Source organism: Rhizobium sp. LCM 4573 (genome assembly GCF_001854865.1).
Classification (GTDB): domain Bacteria; phylum Pseudomonadota; class Alphaproteobacteria; order Rhizobiales; family Rhizobiaceae; genus Neorhizobium.
Window position 1 is genome coordinate 346,096 of record NZ_MDDW01000003.1, and the last position, 20,230, is coordinate 366,325.

The 20,230-nt window shown below is 58.7% G+C and carries 19 protein-coding genes and 1 pseudogene; 15 read left to right on the forward strand and 5 right to left on the reverse strand.

What is annotated here, in order from left to right; translation table 11 throughout:
- Nucleotides 1-223 precede the first annotated feature (223 nt).
- A complete protein-coding gene (locus LCM4573_RS08460; RefSeq protein ID WP_071005808.1) occupies nucleotides 224-466 on the reverse strand; it encodes a hypothetical protein in 243 nt (80 codons plus the stop codon).
- Between the two features lie 90 nt (nucleotides 467-556).
- A complete protein-coding gene (locus tag LCM4573_RS08465; protein WP_071005809.1) occupies nucleotides 557-1,441 on the reverse strand; it encodes a LysR substrate-binding domain-containing protein in 885 nt (294 codons plus the stop codon).
- A gap of 125 nt (nucleotides 1,442-1,566) precedes the next feature.
- Between LCM4573_RS08465 and LCM4573_RS08470 the strand changes: the two genes are divergently transcribed.
- From LCM4573_RS08470 to LCM4573_RS08495, 6 genes are all read left to right on the forward strand, one after another.
- Nucleotides 1,567-3,174 (forward strand): ABC transporter substrate-binding protein, encoded by a 1,608-nt coding sequence (locus LCM4573_RS08470; RefSeq protein WP_071005810.1) that lies wholly within the window; start codon nucleotides 1,567-1,569, stop codon nucleotides 3,172-3,174.
- Between the two features lie 66 nt (nucleotides 3,175-3,240).
- A complete protein-coding gene (locus tag LCM4573_RS08475) occupies nucleotides 3,241-4,644 on the forward strand; it encodes an adenylosuccinate lyase family protein (RefSeq protein WP_071005811.1) in 1,404 nt (467 codons plus the stop codon).
- Nucleotides 4,644-5,624: an ABC transporter permease gene (locus tag LCM4573_RS08480; RefSeq protein ID WP_071005812.1), complete on the forward strand. Its 981-nt coding sequence runs from the start codon at nucleotides 4,644-4,646 to the stop codon at nucleotides 5,622-5,624. The genes LCM4573_RS08475 and LCM4573_RS08480 overlap by 1 nt, the downstream gene beginning before the upstream one ends.
- Entirely contained in the window at nucleotides 5,621-6,832 is a 1,212-nt protein-coding gene (locus LCM4573_RS08485) for an ABC transporter permease (RefSeq protein ID WP_071005813.1), read from the forward strand. The genes LCM4573_RS08480 and LCM4573_RS08485 overlap by 4 nt, the downstream gene beginning before the upstream one ends.
- 13 nt (nucleotides 6,833-6,845) lie before the next feature.
- A complete protein-coding gene (locus tag LCM4573_RS08490; RefSeq protein ID WP_071005814.1) occupies nucleotides 6,846-7,814 on the forward strand; it encodes an ABC transporter ATP-binding protein in 969 nt (322 codons plus the stop codon).
- A gap of 12 nt (nucleotides 7,815-7,826) precedes the next feature.
- Entirely contained in the window at nucleotides 7,827-8,810 is a 984-nt protein-coding gene (locus tag LCM4573_RS08495; protein ID WP_071005945.1) for an ABC transporter ATP-binding protein, read from the forward strand.
- Between the two features lie 287 nt (nucleotides 8,811-9,097).
- Here the strand turns inward: LCM4573_RS08495 and LCM4573_RS08500 are convergent, their stop codons facing one another.
- The gene (locus LCM4573_RS08500) at nucleotides 9,098-9,484 is read right to left on the reverse strand and encodes an ester cyclase (RefSeq protein WP_071005946.1); all 387 of its coding nucleotides are present in this window, start codon (nucleotides 9,482-9,484) and stop codon (nucleotides 9,098-9,100) included.
- 98 nt (nucleotides 9,485-9,582) lie between these two features.
- Nucleotides 9,583-10,503 (reverse strand): NmrA/HSCARG family protein, encoded by a 921-nt coding sequence (locus LCM4573_RS08505; protein WP_071005815.1) that lies wholly within the window; start codon nucleotides 10,501-10,503, stop codon nucleotides 9,583-9,585.
- A gap of 103 nt (nucleotides 10,504-10,606) precedes the next feature.
- Here LCM4573_RS08505 and LCM4573_RS08510 point away from each other — a divergent pair, with 103 nt between their 5' ends.
- The 3 genes from LCM4573_RS08510 to LCM4573_RS28250 all read left to right on the forward strand — a co-directional run bounded on the left by LCM4573_RS08510 (nucleotide 10,607) and on the right by LCM4573_RS28250 (nucleotide 11,754).
- A complete protein-coding gene (locus tag LCM4573_RS08510; protein ID WP_071005816.1) occupies nucleotides 10,607-11,011 on the forward strand; it encodes a helix-turn-helix domain-containing protein in 405 nt (134 codons plus the stop codon).
- A gap of 255 nt (nucleotides 11,012-11,266) precedes the next feature.
- The gene (locus tag LCM4573_RS08515) at nucleotides 11,267-11,512 is read left to right on the forward strand and encodes a DUF982 domain-containing protein (RefSeq protein WP_071005817.1); all 246 of its coding nucleotides are present in this window, start codon (nucleotides 11,267-11,269) and stop codon (nucleotides 11,510-11,512) included.
- Nucleotides 11,513-11,580: 68 nt separating this feature from the next.
- Entirely contained in the window at nucleotides 11,581-11,754 is a 174-nt protein-coding gene (locus LCM4573_RS28250; protein ID WP_198539701.1) for a hypothetical protein, read from the forward strand.
- A 619-nt stretch (nucleotides 11,755-12,373) separates the two neighbouring features.
- Here LCM4573_RS28250 and LCM4573_RS08530 read toward each other — a convergent pair.
- A complete protein-coding gene (locus LCM4573_RS08530) occupies nucleotides 12,374-12,670 on the reverse strand; it encodes a DUF982 domain-containing protein (protein WP_071005820.1) in 297 nt (98 codons plus the stop codon).
- A 783-nt stretch (nucleotides 12,671-13,453) separates the two neighbouring features.
- On the opposite strand from LCM4573_RS08530, the gene LCM4573_RS08535 reads away from it, so the two are divergent.
- The 6 genes and pseudogenes from LCM4573_RS08535 to LCM4573_RS08560 all read left to right on the forward strand — a co-directional run bounded on the left by LCM4573_RS08535 (nucleotide 13,454) and on the right by LCM4573_RS08560 (nucleotide 20,173).
- Nucleotides 13,454-14,497: an alpha/beta fold hydrolase gene (locus tag LCM4573_RS08535; protein ID WP_071005821.1), complete on the forward strand. Its 1,044-nt coding sequence runs from the start codon at nucleotides 13,454-13,456 to the stop codon at nucleotides 14,495-14,497.
- A 512-nt stretch (nucleotides 14,498-15,009) separates the two neighbouring features.
- A pseudogene (locus LCM4573_RS08540) lies at nucleotides 15,010-15,528 on the forward strand (DNA helicase); the annotation flags it as partial.
- Between the two features lie 266 nt (nucleotides 15,529-15,794).
- On the forward strand, nucleotides 15,795-16,967 hold the full coding sequence (locus LCM4573_RS08545; protein ID WP_083347362.1) for an HlyD family secretion protein: 1,173 nt from the start codon (nucleotides 15,795-15,797) through the stop codon (nucleotides 16,965-16,967).
- The gene (locus LCM4573_RS08550; protein WP_083347363.1) at nucleotides 16,954-18,474 is read left to right on the forward strand and encodes an MFS transporter; all 1,521 of its coding nucleotides are present in this window, start codon (nucleotides 16,954-16,956) and stop codon (nucleotides 18,472-18,474) included. Before LCM4573_RS08545 ends, LCM4573_RS08550 begins: the two co-directional genes overlap by 14 nt.
- A 123-nt stretch (nucleotides 18,475-18,597) precedes the next feature.
- The gene (locus LCM4573_RS08555; protein ID WP_071005823.1) at nucleotides 18,598-19,497 is read left to right on the forward strand and encodes a helix-turn-helix domain-containing protein; all 900 of its coding nucleotides are present in this window, start codon (nucleotides 18,598-18,600) and stop codon (nucleotides 19,495-19,497) included.
- 292 nt (nucleotides 19,498-19,789) lie between these two features.
- A complete protein-coding gene (locus LCM4573_RS08560; RefSeq protein WP_071005824.1) occupies nucleotides 19,790-20,173 on the forward strand; it encodes a hypothetical protein in 384 nt (127 codons plus the stop codon).
- Nucleotides 20,174-20,230 lie beyond the last annotated feature (57 nt).

Below are 20,230 nucleotides of genomic sequence, written 5' to 3' on the forward strand. Positions count from 1 at the left end.
AGGCCACGAAAAGCAATGAGGTGAAAAACCCTTCACCATCCCCAAGCGCGGCTGCCATATGTACCAAGGCGTTGATGATTATGATGCCGTATATAGAAAGCCCCACAAGCGGGTGTCGTCGGCTGAGCAGGGCTGCAATGGGAGCCGCGACCCAGAACGCAGTGACATTGACCGCAAGGAAAAACACCGGAGGGATCGGGCAATTCGGATAAGGCAAACCGAGCTATGCGCAAATCATGCCCGGAAATGCATGGAACGTTCCAAGCAGATCGATGCCGTATTCTTCGAAATTGTGAAGCAGGTAGGCCGCCATCCCGAGCCAAGACAACCACACCCAGTCATGCCATCGCGAGCGGCTTGAATCGCTCCGGAGACGATCAGTTGCAAAAAGCAGAACCGACAGGACGATTGCCCCAACGCCGCCAATCCAAGCAAAGGCGATGTCGAACCAATGCCAGTAATGCATGTTTAAGGAGACCCTTTTTGATAATATGCAGGCCCGAGCACGACTGGAGAATGTTGCGGTAGCGCGCCGCAGACTGAACGCCGGCCTGTTCTATTCCACAACCGCGTCCCTCAGCCAATTGCGAAAGAACCGGAAACTGTCGGACCGAAGTTTCGGATCCGCGAACATGAAGAAATAGTGCTCATGCACCATATCTTTCTCGAACAGCGCAACGAGTTGACCATCCGCAAGTTCCTGCTTGACCAGCTTCTGGCGAACAATCGCAATACCAAGTCCTTCGACCGCGGCCGTCAGTTCGAGGCCAGAGCTCTCGAGATCGATGAAGCGCGTCCTGGAAAAAATCCTCGGAGCACGCGCCCCCAGCCACCGCTCCCAGTTGCGTGTGAATTCCGCGGAACGCAGCAAGGTATGCCGCTCCAGGTCGTCGGGTGTATCAAGGGGCGGCGCGCGGTGAAGATAGGCAGGGCTGCAGACTGGTGTGAGATCCGCGTCACCCAGTATCTCGCACACGAACCCCTTCCTGCTGATCGCCTCCCCCACATGGATCGTACCGTCCAGCCCTTCGATGTCGTGCCCGCCGGTGACGAACTTTACGACGATATCGGGGCGACGTGCGTAAAGCGTTCCAAGCGCCGGCATGATGCATTTCTGCAGAAAGACGCGCGGGCTGCCGATGACGAGCGGCCGCCGGTCGATACCGACGGAGAGATCACTCGTCACCGCGCGTATCTGGCCGAGGGATGTATGAATCTTGTCCCAGTAGACTTCGCCGGCCGGCGTAAATGTGATCCTTCGATGCGACCGCTCGAAGAGATCGCAGCCGAGGAATGATTCAAGATTCTGAATCTGCCGGCTAACGGCGCCGGGAGTGAGACAGAGTTCGTCCGCCGCCTTGGCAATGCTCATGTGCCGCCCAACAGCTTCGAACACCGGAAGCGCGGTCATCGGCGGCAAGTCCCTGCGCTTTGTCTGCATGTTGTTTCCTCCCCACGGCTATCTCTATCTTTCGATTGAGAAAAACTCAATCGAATCCAGAAAAATTCGATTTTTCCCCGGACAACACAGCGATACGGTCCCACAAAATAAATGGGAGGAGGACCATGAAAAAATTGTCACTGGCATCTTTTGGCGTGGCGCTCGCGACCGCGACGTCACTTTCTGCTGCCCCGGCTGCGGCTGAACAGCTACGCGTCGGTCTCGCGGCGCTCGCGACTTCGGTCGATCCGCATTTCCATCGCGCCGGCTATAATTTCGACCTTCGGGAGAACATCTCCGACGCACTCGTCTATACGAACGGCGTCAACGGCACCGTCGAGCCTCGTCTTGCAACATCATGGGAAATCCAGAGCGACACGAAGTGGGTCATCGCGCTCGAGCCCAAGGCAAAATTCGACGATGGCAACCCRCTCGGCGCCGACGACGTGATCTATTCCATCTGCCGGGTACGCAATGTTCCCAACAGTCCCGGCCTCTTCAGCAGCTTCATCGCCACGATCGCCAATATCAAGGACGCCGGCGACGGCAAGATCGAGATCGACACCAAGAAACCCGATCCGAACCTGCTGCGCAGCCTGAGCAATATCGGTATCGTTCAGAACCCGACGGGCCGCACGCTGGCCTATGACGACAAGAGCTGCGGCAACGACAACTGGCTGGCGACGGGGGACTTCAACAGCGGCAAGACCTCGCCCGGCATCGGCCACTACCGCGTCAAGAAGTTCACGCCGGACGTCGAGATCGAGCTGGAACGCAACGATCAGTATTACGGCACGCCGGCCGCTTATGAATCGGTGCTCGTCAAATCCCTGCCGGACAACAGCGCTCGCATCGCCGCTCTGCTCGGCGGCTCGGTAGATGTCATCAACGCGGTGCCGATCAACAGCATCGACAGCATCCAGTCCTCGGGCAAATACCATCTGTCGTCCATGCCCTCGACGCTGCTGATCTTCCTGCTTCCCGACCAGGGCCAGGAGAAAACGCCGAAGGTTTCCGGTACCGACGGAAAGAACCCCTTCCTCGACCCGCGCGTCCGCAAGGCGCTCAATCTCGCCATCAACCGCGAGCAGATCGCCGAGACAGTGATGGGCGGCATGGCCCAGCCGGCGAGCCAGATCATCGTGGACGGTGTCTTTGGCCATAATCCCGATCTGCAGGCCTATCCTTACGACCCGGCGGAAGCCAAGCGGCTGCTGGYCGAAGCGGGCTATCCAAACGGCTTTTCGTTGACGCTGAACGCGCCCAGCGACCGCTATGTCAATGGGGCCCAGGTGGCCCAGGCGGTCACCGCCATGCTCTCGCAGATCGGACTGAACGTGACGCTGGAGACATTTCCCTTCAGCATCTACTTCACCAAGGCGAGCGCCTATGAGTTCAGCCTCTATCTCGCTGGCGCCGCAGCGGACACCGGCGAGGGTCTGAGCCAGATGATCAACCTCGCCGGCACCCGTAACCCTGATCGCGGCTGGGGTGGCRCAAACCRTGGGCGTTATTCCAGCGAGGTCACCGACAAGGCGCTTGAGGACGCACAGTCGACGCTGGACGACGCCAAACGGGAAGAACTGCTGCGTACGGCAGTCGCCGAGGTCTACAAGGATGACGGTTACGTGCCGCTCTATCACGAGTTCGGCGTCTGGGGAGTTCGCAACGGTGTTCACTATGACGCCAATGCCAACCTGACCAACATCTTCTACACCGCCCGTCCCGAATAAGGCGTGCCGGCAAGGCCGCCGTCCTCGCCGGCCTTGCCCTCTCATTCATGAAAGTGCGAAATCGAGATGGGTACAGAATTCAACGACGCCCTCACGTCACAATATGACTACCGGGGACTGCGGGACGCTTTTGCGCCGCCGGCCATGTACCAAGCCTTCCTGGACGTCGAAAAGGCCGTGGCGCTGGCTCAGGGAGAGCTTGGCATGATCCCGGCCGCCTCGGCGGAGGCGATCGCTGGACATTGCCGTTTCGAATACCTGGATACGGACCGCCTCGATACGTCGTACCGGACGACCCGTCACCCGCTTATGCCGCTCATCAACGAACTTGTCCGGCTTTCCGGTCCACAGCATGGCGGGTATGTCCACTGGGGCATCACCACGCAGAACGTCATCCAGACCGGATTGCTGCTGCTCGCCAAGCGTGCCCAGACGACATTGGATGGGTTGCTCGCCGACATCCTGCGCCATCTCGGTCGCCATGCCCGCACCCACGCGAAGACCATCATGGCGGGGCGGACCCACTATCGCCATGCGGTGCCGATCACCTTCGGCTTCAAAGTGGCGGTCTGGATCGATGAATTCCTGCAGGCCGCGGACCGGCTTCGGGAAGCGGAAAGCCGGGCCTTCGTCGTCATGACCGGCGGTGYGGTTGGCTGCTTCTCCGCTCTGGGCAGAGAGGGTCCCGCCCTCCAGTCACGCGTGGCAGCCCTTCTGCGCATGGGCGAGATGGCTATTCCCTCGCGCGCGATCCGCACGCATATGTGCGAATATGTCAATGCGCTGAGCCTGACGGCATCCATCTGCCACAAAATCGCGGAAGAGATCTACCAGAGTTCCTCGGAGGAATATGGCGAGCTGCATGAAGGCCGCGTCGAAGGCTCGATCGGTTCCTCCACCATGCCGCAGAAGATCAACCCGATACTCTGCTATGGCATCATCGCCAACAGCAACAAGCTCTATTCCTGTGCGGCCATGCTGATGGCAAGTGCCCACCGCCCGTTCGAATCCGACGGCAGCGCCAACCAGATGTTCGAGGACGGATTGGCGGAGGTGATCGGCGCCATTTCCGAGATTCTCGTGCGGACCGAACTTCTGGTGCGCGACCTCTATGTCGACAAGGAGCGGATGCGGTCCAACCTGGACCTGTCGCACGGCGCGATCCTCGGCGAGTTCGCCATGATGCGGCTCGGCGAAACCCTCGGCAAACACAAGGGCCACGAATTGGTGCACGACGCCGCCATGGCTGCCGCAGCCGGCAACGCGCCTTTCCTGGATGAGCTTGCCCAATTGCCGGGCGGCCAGGCGCTGCGCATGGAGATCGAGGATCGGCTCGAAACCGGCAGCATAGGCGGCATATGCGCCGAATATGCGCTGCATTTCGGATCGCTGGTTGAGAACATCGGAGCCGGATCGATGCCGACAGCCGAGCAACGCAATATCAACGCCTATCTGAAGGCTGACCGCTGATGCTCTCCTTCGTGCTGCAGCGCCTGTTGCAAAGCGTGGTCGTGGTCTTCGTGCTGTCGATCGTGCTGTTCGTCGGGATCTGGTTGATCGGCAATCCGGCCGACACGCTGATTTCCTCGGAAGCTTCGGAGGCCGACCGGCTGGCGGCGATCGCCGCCCTCGGCCTCGACAAGCCGCTCTGGCAGCAATACCTGATCTTCCTCGGCAATGCAGTGCAGGGAGACTGGGGCACCTCCTTCGTCTACAAGGAACCCGTCACCAGCATCCTGCTGCAGCGTCTGCCGGCGAGCCTCGAACTCGGGCTGGTCGCCTTCGTCATCGCCATTGCCGCTTCAGTGCCGGCCGGACTCTATGCGGGGCTTAAACCGGAATCGCTGCTCGGCCGGGGCGTCATGACCTTTTCCCTGATCGGCGTCAGCATCCCTACCTTCTGGCAGGGCATGCTCCTGATCGTCGCCTTCGGCATCGCTTTGCCGATCCTGCCGGTGGGTGATCGGGGAGCGGTCGCAACCCATTTCGGCATCACCAGCAGCCTCTGGACGCTGGACGGCTGGTCCCATATCGTCATGCCGGCCTTTAGTCTGGCGCTCCTCAAGATGTCGCTTCTGATGCGCGTCACGCGCGCCGCGACGATGGAGATTTCCCGCCTTGACTTCGTGAAGTTCGCCTATGCGAAAGGCGTACGCGGCCGCAAGGTAGTCGTCAGGCATATCCTGCGCAACGCTCTGGTTCCGCTCATCACGGTCACCGGGATCGAACTCGCCAACCTCCTCGCCTACGGCGTTATAACCGAAACGGTGTTTTCCTGGCCGGGGCTTGGCAAGCTGCTGATCAATTCGATCAAGGTCCTTGACCGGCCGCTGATCGTCGCCCAGCTCACCTATACCGCGCTGTTGTTCATCTTCATCAATTTCATCGTTGATATCCTGCATATGGCCATCGATCCACGCGTGAAATCAGTCCTGAGGCGCGCGGCATGAGCACGATTGGGTTGAACGATTTCGCATTGCGTTTCGCCGAAAGCCGCACGGCCGTCATAAGCCTGATGGTCAGCCTGGTGTTCGTCGCCTGCGCCCTCTTCGCACCGCTATTGTCGCCAACGAACCCTTACGACCTGACTCAGCTTCAATTGACCGATGCGTTGAAGYCCGCCGGCGCGAAGCGGATGCTGCCCGGAGAGGAAGTCCGCGCCAATATCCGCATCGAGGCTGGTACCGCATCAGTCGAAACCGCATCGGCGGCACAAGCCCGCCAAAGCATCACAGCCAGATCCTGCGGAGCGAGCTGTCTCAGCATCGGTGTGCAGCCGGAAGGCACGAAGCTCGCCAGTCTGCAGATCCGCAACCTGCCGGCCGGTGCCACGGTGGAAGGGGGAAAGAAGCACATTGTCCAACCCTGGTGGACGGTGGATAACCCCGAAGGCAGCAGGGTCAGGATAGTCTCCAACAGCCCGCTTCCTGAAAACTTCACTGTCCTCGCCATCGCGAAATCCCTGGATCAGGAAACGGATTTCGTCTTCCGCCTCGGCACAGACGGTTTCGGCCGCGATATGCTCTCCGCCATCCTCTACGGCATCAGGATCAGCGTCTTCGTCGGACTTGTGGCTGCGGGTGCCGCGATGGTGCTTGGTACCGGCTTCGGGCTTCTCGCGGCCTGGCGGGGCGGTGTCACCGATGCTGTCATCATGCGCGCGGTAGATTTCATGCTTGGCCTTCCCGCCCTGCTCGTCGGGCTTGCGATCCTCGCCATCTTGGGCAATGGCGTCAGCAAGGTCGTGCTTGCCATCGTCATCGTGCAATGGTCCTATTACGCCCGTACGGCCCGCTCCTTCGCGATGAGCGAACTCGGCAAGGAATATGTGGAGGCCGCCCGATGCCTGCGTCTTTCCCCGACGCGCATTATGCTGCGCCACGTGCTGCCCAACTGCATGCCGCAGATTATCGTGCTCTTCACTCTCAATATCGCTGCCGCGATCTCGCTCGAATCCTCGCYGAGCTTCCTCGGCGTTGGCCTGCCGCTCACCAGACCCTCCCTCGGCATGCTGATCGCCAGCGGCTATGAATTCATCTTCTCGCACAAATACTGGATCAGCATCTATCCAGGCGTGGTGCTGCTCGTGATGATCGTCGCGATGAACCTGCTCGGCGACCGGCTGCGCGATCTCAACAATCCGCGGCTTGACCGCTAGGAAAGGTGCAGGGATGACGGAACCCTTTTTCCAAGTCGACGACCTCAACACCTGGTTCTTCACGCGACAGGGCGTGATCAAGTCGGTGCGCGACATTTCCTTTGATCTTCGTCGTGGCGAGGTGTTGGGCATTGTCGGCGAGTCCGGATCCGGCAAGTCGGTGACCGGCATGTCGATCATGGGTCAGATCGACGAGCCCGGTCGCATCGTTTCCGGCTCAATCTCGCTCGACGGCCAGGAGCTGACTGCCCTTACTTTCGAGGAGATGCGCCGCTTTCGCGGCCGCAAGATCGCGATGGTCTTCCAGAACCCATTGATGACACTAAACCCTCTCATGCGTGTACGCGATCAGATGTACGAGGCGATCAGCGAGCATGGAGATGTTTCCCGCAAAGAGATGCACGACCGCTGCATTGAGGTGCTGATGGCCGTGGGCATTCCCTCCCCGCAAGAGCGGCTGAACGCCTATCCGCACGAGATGTCGGGCGGCATGCGTCAGCGGGTCGTCATTGCGACCGCGTTGTTGCTCGGACCGGACATGATCATTGCCGACGAGCCTACGACTGCTCTCGACGTGACGATCCAAGCCCAGATCATCTACCACATCCGTCGACAGATCGACGAACGCGGCCTCGGCATGATCTGGATTACTCACGATCTTTCGACACTTTCCGAACTCGCCGACCGGATTATGGTGATGTATGCCGGCGCCATGATGGAGATCGGCACGACGGAGGACATCATCGGCTTTCCGCGCCATCCTTATACCCGCAAGCTTCTCAGCTCCGTTCCCTCGCGCAACACGCCGGGCGAGAAGCTGAGGCAGATCCCCGGTAACATGCCCTCGCTACTTTCTTTGGGAAAGGGCTGTCCATTCGCCAGCCGTTGCGAACGGGCAACGGAGATCTGCAGCGAGCCGGTACCGGCGACGCGACTATCGGCTACGCATCACATCTGGTGCTACCATCCATTCGAGGGCTGACGCGTGAACGAGATGATCTTCGAGGCAAAGGATTTGTCACGCAGCTTCACGGTGGGGCGCAGCGCATTTCGCGATCTGGCGAACCGCTTTATGGGTGACCGCCCGCCAACGGTACTGCGCGCGGTGGACAACGTCTCGCTTACGCTGCGCGAGGGGGAAACGCTCGGTGTCGTCGGCGAATCCGGCTGCGGGAAATCGACCCTGGCGCGAATGATCGCCGGCATCCTGCCAGCCTCCTCCGGCGAACGGCACTTCCGCGGTGAGCCTTACGATAGCCTTCTTGCCCGCAAGCGCGATGCGCTGAAGATCCAGATGGTCTTCCAAGACCCGCTTTCCTCTCTTAATCCGCGCCTGCGCGTCGGCGAAATCGTCGGCGAGGCGGCGGTGTTGCATGGACTGGTGCCGCGCTCACGTGTGAAGGAATATGTGATCGAGATCCTCGCCCGGGTCGGTCTTCCTGCGGATAGCATAGGACGCTATCCCCATCAGTTCTCCGGTGGCCAGCGCCAGCGTGTCGGCATCGCCAGGTCGCTGGCGGTAAAGCCCGACATGCTGATCTGCGACGAAGCCGTTGCCGCGCTCGATGTCTCGGTCCAGGCACAGATCATCAATCTTTTGATGGACATCAGGCGCGACAGTGGCCTTGCGATGATCTTCATCAGCCATGATCTCAGCGTCATCCGTCACCTGTGCGATCGGGTGGCTGTGATGTATCTCGGCCGCGTCGTGGAGCTTGCCGAGACCGAGCAGCTCTTCGCATCGCCTGCGCACCCCTATACCCGCATGCTGCTCGAGGGAATGCCGAAGATCTCGCTTGAGCGACGTAAGTTCATGCCGATCCAGGGCGAAATCCCCTCGCCGCTCAGCCCGCCCTCGGGCTGCCATTTCCATCCCCGCTGTCCAATTGCGACCGAGCATTGCAGACGGACGCGTCCGGAGTTGCGAGAGATTGCGTCGGGGCAGGTTCACGCATGCATGAATGTCGAAGCTCTATGAGGGACAAGCTTGATTGGAAGTTTGGTTGCGGTGCCTGACTGCTAGAGACCTTGTAAAAGCGGCATATCGCCCCCTCAAATCGGAATGGTTTCCGTTTCGCGTAGAAAATCTATACGCATCGTGATCGCACTGGCCGAGATGGGGCCGAAAGAAGACCGCTCGCCACAGGATCCGCATGATGGAAATGGAGACTCTGAAGGCGTCTCAACGCGCTAGGTCGGCGTCGGGACAACGTTGCTCTTGTGTGAGAACCGCTTGCCCACGCCGGGGTCGGAACCGTTCCCCGATCAGAGGTTCAATTGGACCTCAATCGCAGCCTTATCGATAATGGACCAGACCGACGCGATCCGTTTGTCACGAAACTGGTAGAAGACATTCTCCGCAAACGAGATCCGACGTCCATTGACGGGAAGACCGAGGAAAGCCCCTTTGGGGGAGCAGTCGAATTCCAGCCGCGCCGCGACAAAGGGAGGCTCGCAGGTGAGTATCCCGATCTTGAAGAACAGGTCCGGAATCTGTTCGAAGTCATTGATCAGCATGTGGCGATAGCCCGCAAGCCCGAAGTCTCGGCCGTTGTGCTGAACGTCCGACGCCACATAGGTTCCAAGTTCATTCCAGTTTTGGCCGTTCAAGCAGCCGATATAGGCGCGGTACTGGTCACAAAGCGATGTCATCTCAAGCGTCTCCATAATGTCGAGATCTGGAAGATGAAGAGCTTAATCTTGCGCTAAAACCGGCTCGATGAAAGGCGATGATCCGCCCACACCACAAGTCAGCGAAGCGCCACTGCCGTCACCGGGGCCTGAAGGGCATGTTGAAGGAGCGGCCTTCCGGGTCCTTCAAGCCATGTGTCCAGTGCCATCAGATCCCCGAACTCCTGACGAAGCGCCTTGATGTCAGCTGATCCGGCACAGCGGCCATCATCGACCAGTTCAGCCAGACGCCCAAGGAAGCGGTTCTCCGTAAGAAGGCGTTCGTGAAAGCGGTGATAAGTGATCGGTCGCTCTGCGGCACCGCTCAGCACATCCTGCAGGTCCAGGCCCGTGACTTCGTCGCCGGCTATCTCCAGGGTTCGCCCCGCATGGGCCGCAGGAGCGTCCACAATGGCAGCAACGATTTTGCCGATGTCGTCCACTGCGATGACCTGCATGGCCTGATCGGGGCGCATGAGGAAGTTGAATTCGCCTTGATTCAAACCCATGCCCGGCAGCATCAGCATTTCCATGAAAGAGCTCGGACGCACGATGGTGTAACAAATGTCGAGGCGACGAATGTATTCTTCGATCTCCGTCTTGCTGTCGAAGTGGCCCATGCCCGTGACGCCTTTCCCCGCAGCGCCCACGGAGGAATAAACGAGATGGCCGACGCCTGACGCTTTGGCGAGATCGGCGACCATTGTACCCCAGAGAACCTCTTGTTCGTCGGATACGCCATAGGCTGATCCCTGACCGGAACTGGGTTGGACGCTGAAAACCGCATCGACGCCGGACATGGCTGCTTGAATGGAGCTCGGATCGCCAAGATCGCCCTGACGCAGCTCAATACTCTGCGCCGCAAGCGCCTTCGCCTTGTCACCCTGGGGATCCCGTACAAGCGCCCTGACTGCCCAGCCCTTCGTATTCAGGGCCCTCGCGACTGCTCCGCCTTGTTGCCCCGTCGCCCCAAGCACCAGTGCCGATCTTGCATCGCTCATGCTAAAGTTCCTTTTCGTAACTATTGATCGACGGAAGATGGCACTGCTATATCTTCCTCACAAGACGRCACAATTCTGTGTGCCGGTCACAGCGAGGTAACTGTTGAGCAAGACGATCCATGGAAGGCCTTATCGGGAAGGAGTAAGGGGGCCGGTATTGACGCCGTGTGCGCCTCATAGCGTCCTTGCCCGGATGGGCGACAAATGGACGATCCTCGTGATGTCGATCCTGGCGATTTCTCCCGAGACATCATTGCGGTTCTCGGCGATTAAAAACGGCATCCCGAAGATCTCCCAGCGCATGCTGACACTCACCCTGCGAAATCTTGAACGCGATGGACTGGTGAAGCGGCACTACTATCCCGAGGTGCCACCGCGGGTGGAGTACGAGCTAACACCGATCGGAAAGACGATGTTGCCGGCGCTCGAAGGATTCACATCGTGGATCCGGGAAAACTGGCAAGCGATCGAACGTTCCCGCGAACAGTTCGACGCCGCAGAGACGTAGCGTGGTCGCTCTCCACCCCAAGCTGGATATTCAGCCTGCCTAGGGCCACCGGCAGCTTTCCTGGGATTTCCAGCAGGCTGAACGGCCGGGATGAGGGCGCAGAGGGGTCCAAGCATTTTATTCTGACCGGAGACCCCTCAAGGCGCGAGGCGACTTCGAACGGGATTGCCTCGGTTATTAGGGCATTCATGCGATCGCCTCGTCAACTGGTTGGAATCACCCTAAAGAAGACGGTGAAACGAAGGGACGATTTTCATGCAGACGCCTTGGCTGAAACCGGTAGTGGTCCTCATCGGCGACCCTCCAGTTGAGACGCCCATCGCCACCACTCAGGGTGCCTCGTGGCTCCTTATTGAGGACTGGCCGCTCGAAGAGGGTCCCGCACTGACGCGAGCTCTCGCAATGTGTGCCGGAGTGCTCGAGCGGAAGAACAAGCCCGACGAAGCGCGTGAAGCTTTTGTAGAGGCCGCCAGAGAAGCAGGAGTGCTGGCGAAGGCTTGACGCCAGCATGCTCATCTTGCGGAACAATGCCCGCCCTAGCTCGGTTGTGGCTCTGAGAGGAGAGCCACATGGCGACTACACCCCGCGAACCTACCCCGAGACTGCCGCCTGACCGTGGTCCGGATATGCCGCCGGACATTCCAGTGCCGCCGCCTATAGAGGAACCCGATCCGGACGTGCTGCCGGACGAAACTCCTGTTCCAAATCCCAATGAGAATGAAGAGCCGCCGAAGCACATGTGAGCTGATCAGACCGCCTCTCCCCGGCTCTCGAAGATGTCGAACATCGTTGGAGTGGCAATTTCGGATGCCTCCGCCCGCAGATACTTGGTGATATCGAGGAAGTTGCCGGGCTCAACTCGGCGGATCGCCACAGTCCAATAGAGCTTTACCTGAGATTGGTACGGAACGCGCCTGCGGCCCTTGATCAAAAAATTCTGAGCATGAGGAACTACTATCGGCCAGCCAATGTTTTCCCAAGTCGAGAACTGGGAGAACCCCGATGCGAACGAGAACCCGAAACCACCTGCACGAGAGCAATGAATCGTTTCTGCCGATTGTCGCCCTGTTGATCCTGTTCATATGCGGAGGCTTGGCACTGGTCATGTACCAAGCCGACAACCCGCAGACGGCAAGCGTCTATGTCGAGCAAAGCGGCTCTCCGGCTCCCTTAAGTCGGGCAGCTCCTTGACGCTTCCGCAGCACTCCTCAGGCGTGTTGAACAAATCAAGCTTTGTGATCAAGGTCCGCCATCGTGACACGTCGGTCGGCTTCCCTGATATCTGATGCGGCAGCGGAGTTGAACCACCGGGCCCCGCTTATGAGGCAGGTGAGCGGCAGCTCCGCTGCCATTCTCGATACCTTAGATGCCGCTGATGGTTCTATCCGTTCTGCCCCGCAAGTAAGGAGGCATATCGTCTATGCTCGCGAGTTTGCCGTTTCTCTTAAGAAAGCGGGCCAAATCCTCCCGCGCGGCAAATGCCGGGCGCTGACCAGACGCCGCCTCCCTGCATGCCCTGACCACAGCCTCATAGGCGACGTCCCGCTTTTCCAGCGGCCATTCATCGAGAAAATCGAACGCCTCATCCAGCCCAGCTATTTCCTGAACGAAGTATTTCCTCTGTGCGTAAACTGGACGGTCAAACAGATCGCAAGCCATCTTTACCTCCTGTCTAGGCTCACATGATGGGCAGATTTAGGAGGAGCATTTTGCCAGTTCAAGACGATGATCCGAGGCCGTTTCACCATGTGAACAGGGAGCGTTGAATGTCTGAGGCCGCCCACTAGATCCATGGGATGAAACCTCCAGATTGGCGAGCTTTCGCAATTATAGTGGTGTTCTCTGCGGCGGTATGTGCCGGGGTTTTCGCTGTCTCGGCATGGATGACCGACTCCGCCGGAGATGTGGACTCCAAGAGCAGTGTGACCGAGCCTCCGAAGTAATCCAGGTGCCCGGCGCTTTCCGCGCATCTGCAATTGCACATCTCGTGAAGAGTAAACGCCGATGCGAGGGATCRCTGCCGGGGTTAGGTCAAATGTTGCCGATGTCGTAAGCAGGGTCAGCTTTCAGGAAGTCTGTTGTGTCGCTGAACGTCCGACATGAAGGCAAAGCGGAAGACGTCTCACCGGTTGGTTTCACGTCCCGTTCCACAGGTCGCGGCGCTGAGGCAGTCTCCGCGGCAATGCCCAAAGGAGGCTAGTTTCACGACCTTGGCTGTCCGCGAAACCGATGAGGGCTCGCGTTACCTGTACAACCATTCAGGTGGCAACACAGTCCGCGTTCGTACCGTCCCGAGGTCGCTTTTCGCCCAACCGGAAATAGGTGCTGCGGTGCTAACATAACACATTCTCACACCGCTGTTATGCGATCTTGTCGGAAGATCCAGAAGACGCCATTTGCGGCCCGCGTTTGCACAGTGCAGGTCCAAGAATAGGAAATTCCATGCCGTTAAAACATCTATTTCTATCTTCCGCAGTCGTCTCAGCCCTCATCGTCAGCTCAACAAACGTTGTGCTCGCTCAAGCTGACGGTAGCCAAACAAATTCTCAAAGCACCACTTATGGGCCACGACTGGAAGGGTTCGAATATCCATTCAAGACGGAGATCCTGACCGTTTCGGGCCAGGGGCAGCAGTTGGAGATGGCCTTCATGGACATCGCGGCGGAGAACCCGAATGGGCGCACGGTGGTAGTGCTGCACGGCAAGAATTTCTGCGGGGCCACCTGGGAAGGCACAATCAACAGTTTGACGAAAGCCGGCTACCGAGTAATCGCCCCCGACCAGATCGGTTTCTGCAAGTCGAGCAAGCCGCAGGCCTATCAGTTCAGCTTCCACCAGCTGGCGGAGAACACAAAGGCACTGCTGGACAGCCGCGGCATCGAGAAGGCGACGGTTGTAGGCCATTCGATGGGCGGAATGCTTGCGACGCGGTTTGCACTGATGTACCCCGGTATCACCGAGCAGCTGGTGCTGGTTAACCCGATCGGGCTCGAGGACTGGAAGGCGAAGGGCGTCCCCTACCAGACCATCGATGCGGCTTTCGAGGGTGAGAAGAAGACGAGCTTCGATGGCATCAAGCAGTATCAGCAGAAGTTCTATTATTCCGGACAGTGGAAGCCGGAATACGACAAGTGGGTGGCCATGAGCGCCGGCATGTATCGTGGCGAAGGCGGCGAGCAGGTGGCGTGGAACCAGGCGCTGACTTCCGACATGCTGTTCACGCAGCCCGTGGTGCACGAGTTCAACCGGATCAAGGTGCCGACGCTTCTGATGATCGGCATGACCGACAAGACGGCGCCGGGCGCCAATCGTGCGCCCGCCGAGATCGCTTCGAGGCTCGGCGACTACGCACAGCTCGGCAAGCAGGCGGCAAAGGCCATTCCAGGCGCAAAGCTGGTGGAATTCGAAGATCTCGGCCATTCGCCGCAGATYCAGGATCCCGATCGGTTCCACCAGGCTCTGCTGGATGGGCTGAGTGACCGGTAAACCTGTAGGCCTTTATAGGTCCACCGGTCCGAGCAAGCGATTTCATTCACTGCTTCGGTGATTTCGAAGGCCAGCGCCTACCCCGTGCAGAACGATATCCAAACGATCCAGATCGCTACGGGTGTCGTTCTGCCAATCCAAAAAAACTCGCCGAGTTTCGTGGCATGACGGCTCATCGCGATCCTCCAAGGCAATGCTCGAACAAGCACGAAAAGGAAAGGCAAGCAAACCTTAACCTTAACAGGCGTCCAATATCGATGACGCCATGTCCGCTTCTGGCGCATCAGGATCAAGACTGGGATGGCCCGACTGGCTCTATGGCCGTCACATTGACATGGCTGCGATCCGATGTCGTATCGAGGCGGGTTCCGCTTCAACCCGGACGCATGACAAGGCGAACTTCAATGCAGGACTGAACGGCTGAAAGGCTTGCAATTTATCTAGCAGCCAGTCAGACATCATGTCTTCCAATGGGCCCGCCCCCAATTGGCCAAGTGCCTTTTCATGAATCTCTGCTACTGATTGCTGGGAGACCGGGCCACGGCAAAACCAAACTGGGTCTCCAGCTTCTGCTCGACGCCGCTCGCGCTGGACGCAAAGCCTTGCTGTTTACCTTGGAGTTCACCGAATTGCAGGCGCGAGAACACCTTAGTTCGATGGACACAGACGAAGGTAACATCCCCGCCCACATCGAGGTTTTAACATCTGATCAGATAAGCGTGAACTACATCGTCCAACACATGTTGGGACTAGAACCCGGCACCATCGCAGTCATCGACTATCTTCAATTGCTTGACCAGCAGCGAAGCAAACCAATGCTCTCTGAACAGGTAAAAAGCCTGGGTGAGTTTGCACAACGAACTGGCGTCATCCTGGGATTCATTTCACAGATAGACAGGTCCTTCGAGACGCAAGGCAAACGTCTTCCTGACCTCGGCGACATTCGCCTACCAAACTTCGTCGATCTAGGCCTATTCAACAAGGCGTGCTTCCTTCACAATGGAGAGGCACAACTACAAGACGTGGCATGATTTCYAGCCGCGACCGCCCAGGTCGCGGCACCCCTCTTGTTCGACGTCCCAGTGGGGGCGCAAAGCAGTCGACATCGAGTCCCAAAAGGGACTTGAACTGGCCCTGTCGTACGATAGGGCGGTGAAAAGCTTAGTCTGATCATAACTTCGCGACATTCGGCTAATTGGCCGCATCGAACGGTTTTCTGTCCTTCTCGCAAGGGCAAAGAATCCGCGGTTGTCGAAATATGCTCCTCATCAAACGAGAGATTTGAGTTGAGAAGTTCATGTCGAGTCCCGCAGCAACGACCACCACATCACCCTCAGCATCCGATAAACAGCCGCCTTTGCCGCGCAAAGGGCATCTCAAATTAGTCCCGTTGCTGGCGTGTGCGGTCGTCATAATCGCGGTCGCTTACACGGTGTCGAGCTGGGAGGTGTGGACGAGTAACCGACCTACGCAATCGACGCAAAATGCCTTTGTCAAAGCCGAGCCTGCGGTATTGAGCGCCCGCGTTGGCGGCTATGTCAGGAACCTCCCCGTCGCGGATTATCAAACGGTCAAAGCCGGAGATCTCATCGCCGAAATCGAAAGCGATGACTATGCTGTGCGCGTGCAAGCGGCAGAAGCATCTCTGGCAAAAACGCAAGCCGTGCTCGACAACCTCAGTAATGAGGAGGCCGAACAGCGCGCCGCGATCGAGCAGGCCAAGGCATCGCTTCTCGCTTCGGAGGCCCGCCTTACCCAATCCCAACAGGATTATGACCGCAAAAGCCAACTCGTGACCAATGGCTCCGTCTCGCAAAAGTCTTTCGAGGATGCAAAGGCGGATCTGGCCTCAGCGAAAGCCTCCCGCGAGGCTGCAGTGGCAGCTTTAACTTTTGCGCGAAGACAATTGGATACGCTGGCAGGGCAACGCGCCCAACGCATAGCGGATCGCGATGTTGGCGCGGCTTCCCTTGCCTCGGCAAAGCTCGAACTGGGTTACACCAGGATTATCGCACCTTTTGACGGTACGCTTGGCCGACGCAATGTTCAGATTGGCAACCTTGTGGCGTCAGGAACGCAGATCGTCACGATCGTGCCTCTCGCCCGGCCCTATGTGATTGCAAACTACAAGGAAACGCAGCTCAGGAATGTCCGGGCGGGACAACCAGTGGAAGTCGCGGTCGATGCCCTTCCCGGACATCGCTTTCAAGGGCGCGTCGAGCAGATTGCCCCGATGAGCGGCAACGAGTCGTCACTTGTCCCGACAGACAATGCAACGGGCAACTTCACCAAGGTTGTTCAACGAATTCCGGTCCGCATCGAACTTCAGCCAGAACAAGCGGACCTTGATCGTCTAAGGCCAGGCATGTCCGCCGAAGCGCGGATCGACACGCTCAGGGCGAAGGTTGCCGCCTACGGCCGTGAGCCGCTCCCTGTGATTAAACAGACCTACGCCGATGCGGCTCGATAAGATCCCTTCGATTCCCCATCTTTGGCGCGGTGCCTCAACGCCAAATCCTGCGCTGACGGTGGCGGTCGTTTTTATGGGCGCATTCCTCACCACGTTGCAGGGCCGACTTTTCTCCATGTCTCTCGCCGATCTGCGAGGAGCGTTCGGTCTTGACGTCATTGAAGGCGCCTGGCTGAGCACGGCGATGAACGCGGCGCAGCTTTTAACCATGCCCGCTACCGTCTGGCTGTCTTTGATTTTCGGGCCGGCTCGCGTCATCATCGTGCCGAGCATGACGATTGCACTGGCGACTCTGACAATACCCTTCGTGCGCAGCTACGAATTGCTCGTTTTCCTGCATGTGATCGTAGGATTGTGCCTGGGAACCTATCTCCCGCTCACAATTTCACTGGCGCTACGCAGCCTCAAACCTCATTTCTGGCTCCTAGCGATGGCGGTCTACAGCCTGCGGGCTTCTTTTGGCACCGACCTCGGTGTTGGCCTGTCCGGCATCTACGTGGATATGGTCGACTGGCGATGGATCTACTGGACTGGCTCACTCGTCGGGCCTCTCATCGCCTTCATTGCATGGAAAGCACTTCCTCTGACGCCGATAGATCACGACAAGCTGCGCAACAGCGATTGGGGAGGCATGGCGATGTTCTGCCTGAGCCTGACCCTGCTGTTTGCAGGATGCTCTCTCGGCGAGACCTTGGGGTGGTTCGATTCTGGCGTGGTCGCGGCCTGCCTGGCGGGAGGCGCGCTCCTGCTGGTGATGTCCATCGTCAACATCGCATCGAACAAGTACGCGTTCGTCGATTTGAGCGCGCTCGGCAACCACAATGTCCGCACTGCGCTCCTGATCGCCTGCCTCTATGGGGTTCTGATGGCGCCGACATCAATTCTGATCCCGAATTTTCTTGCCGCGATCGGAAAGCTGAAGCCGCTCCAGACCGGATCGGCCACCATCATCGTCTTCGGCACTTACTTGGCGATGACGCCGGTCGCTGTGCGGCTCGCGCGGCGTGTGGACGCGCGTCTGCTGCTGATCGCAGGCTTGAGCACCATCGTCTTCACCTCGGCCTATTGTGGTTCCAGCATCAACAACGAGTGGCGGACCGATCAATATGCCCCAGCCCTCATTCTTTTCGCCATCGGGGAATGCCTGACGCTTATGGGTATTATCCCGACCATCGTCATCAATATGAATCCGGCGCACGCGGCGGCCATCGGGGTCTATGCTCCTCTTGCGCGCGTCTTCGCACCGGGCGTAGCAGGTGGCGTCATCGCCCTCATCTTGCGGCTTTCGTCGGATACCCACAGCGCCATGCTGAAGGCGGGCGTGGAGGGTGGACAGCCTATCGTTGTTCAGCGCGCCGTTTCCGTTATTGCACGCGAGGCCGCTGTCCTTTCCTATGTGGATGGATTCTATCTCGTCTTCTGGGTGGGGATCATCGCACTGCTCCTGGCCGCGACCCTGAAAAGGGCGCCGGTTAACCCCTTAACACGACCGAGGCCCGCCTCATGAGTGGCCGTTTCTCTGCATACCATGGCCGGTTTACAGCAGCCAAATTGCGGTGGCTCGTGCTATGTTGAGAAACGTAGGACGGAAGGGAAAGCGGCAGCCAGGCGGAAACATTGAGGTATTATCATGAGTATTCCCGTTCTTCCTCATGATTATCTAGATACGATCACGCGCCCCGTCGTCGGTCTGAAAGTCGAACTCGCCTTTGTCGGCGAGATGGAGCCACACAAGCACCGCAAGGACCAGTTGCTCTACGTCATCGAAGGACTCATCACGGTCGAGGCCGAGCAAGGTGTTTGGACCGTCCCGCCGCAATGCGCCATATGGATCCCCAGTGGCGTGCCTCATTTTGCCCGAGCGGCCGGTCAGGTGTCGATTGGCAATCTGTATGTCGAACCTGACGAGAGCCGCAGCCAGCGGACAGATTGCGGTATTCTTTTCGTCCAACCTCTCCTACGTGAATTGATCCTGCGTTTCGTAAACGAGCCCCACGGCCGCCCTGACGGGGATATCCGCGAGGCGCGGCTGGCGTCAGTCCTGATGGACGAGCTTGAGAGAGCGCCGGTGGAGCCGCTGCGTCTGCCCATGCCTGCCGACCGGCGGTTGAAGCGGCTGATCCATACTCTGATCGACGATCCTTCACTGAGGCTGAATCTGGAAGAATGGGGCGCTCGTGTCGGCGCGAGCAATCGTACCCTGACAAGGCTGTTCCAACGTGAGACGGGCATGTCGTTCGGCCGTTGGCGGCAGCAGTTGCATGTCGGCCTTGCGCTTCAAAGGCTGGCGGATGGCGAATCCGTGACGAATATCGCAATCGACCTGGGATATGAAAGCCCGAGTGCATTCATCGCCATGTTCCGGCGGATGCTCGGCACGACTCCGGCCCGCTATCTCTCTGAGACGGCAACTGACATGAACGGCGGCAGCAAAGAGGATGTCATCCATATCTGCGGCGACCGATGCCCTCACAAGAGCCGGCCCGCCAGTAATGTGGTGCCGCTCACTCGCGCCCGCAACGCCGATTAACGCTGGTGCCCGGCAGCAGGCTGATCATTCTCACCTGCGATCGGTCATGACCTCTTACGCACCTTAACGTGTCAAGACATGGTGCCAGATAGTCCGACATGGATTTGGTTTGGCCGTTTAGAGGGGTTTGATGTCCTGATTGCGGGCGCGCGGGATGCTTCGCCTCGCATAATGCAAGCGAATGACAAGGTTAGGTCGCGATCAGCGGCGCGCCTCCCGATCGGACTTATCTGCCGGGCCAAGCAGTGGAAACCCCTCGTGCTGAGCTCGCCAGATTTTTCGGAGTTATAAAATGCAAATCGACAAATCCCGGTATCCGCTCGTTTTCCTTCGCGAGACTGCATTGCCTCAAACGGAGAAGCTCGAAGCCGAACTGGAGGCCATCCTTACCGATGGGCTGCCATTCGTTTTGATTTCCGACCACCCGCCTCATGACGAAGACAACGAGCCACCGGAAGCAAAAAAGGCACGCGCCTTGTTCTTCAAGCGCAACAAAGCGCTTTTCCTCCGCAATTGCGCCGGGGCGATCGTGATTGAGGGAGCAAAGGCGACGCCAATGCCTCTTCGAGTGACTGCCCAGGCATTCGGAAAGGCATTTGGCGTGCCGTTTCATTTCGTTCCGGATGAAGGCGCGGCGATGGAGCTTGGGAATCGGCTGCTCATGAAAGTGCGATAATGCAGACAGGATTGGAAGCTGCCCTGTCCCGCCGTGTCGACAAGCCGCGATGGGCTG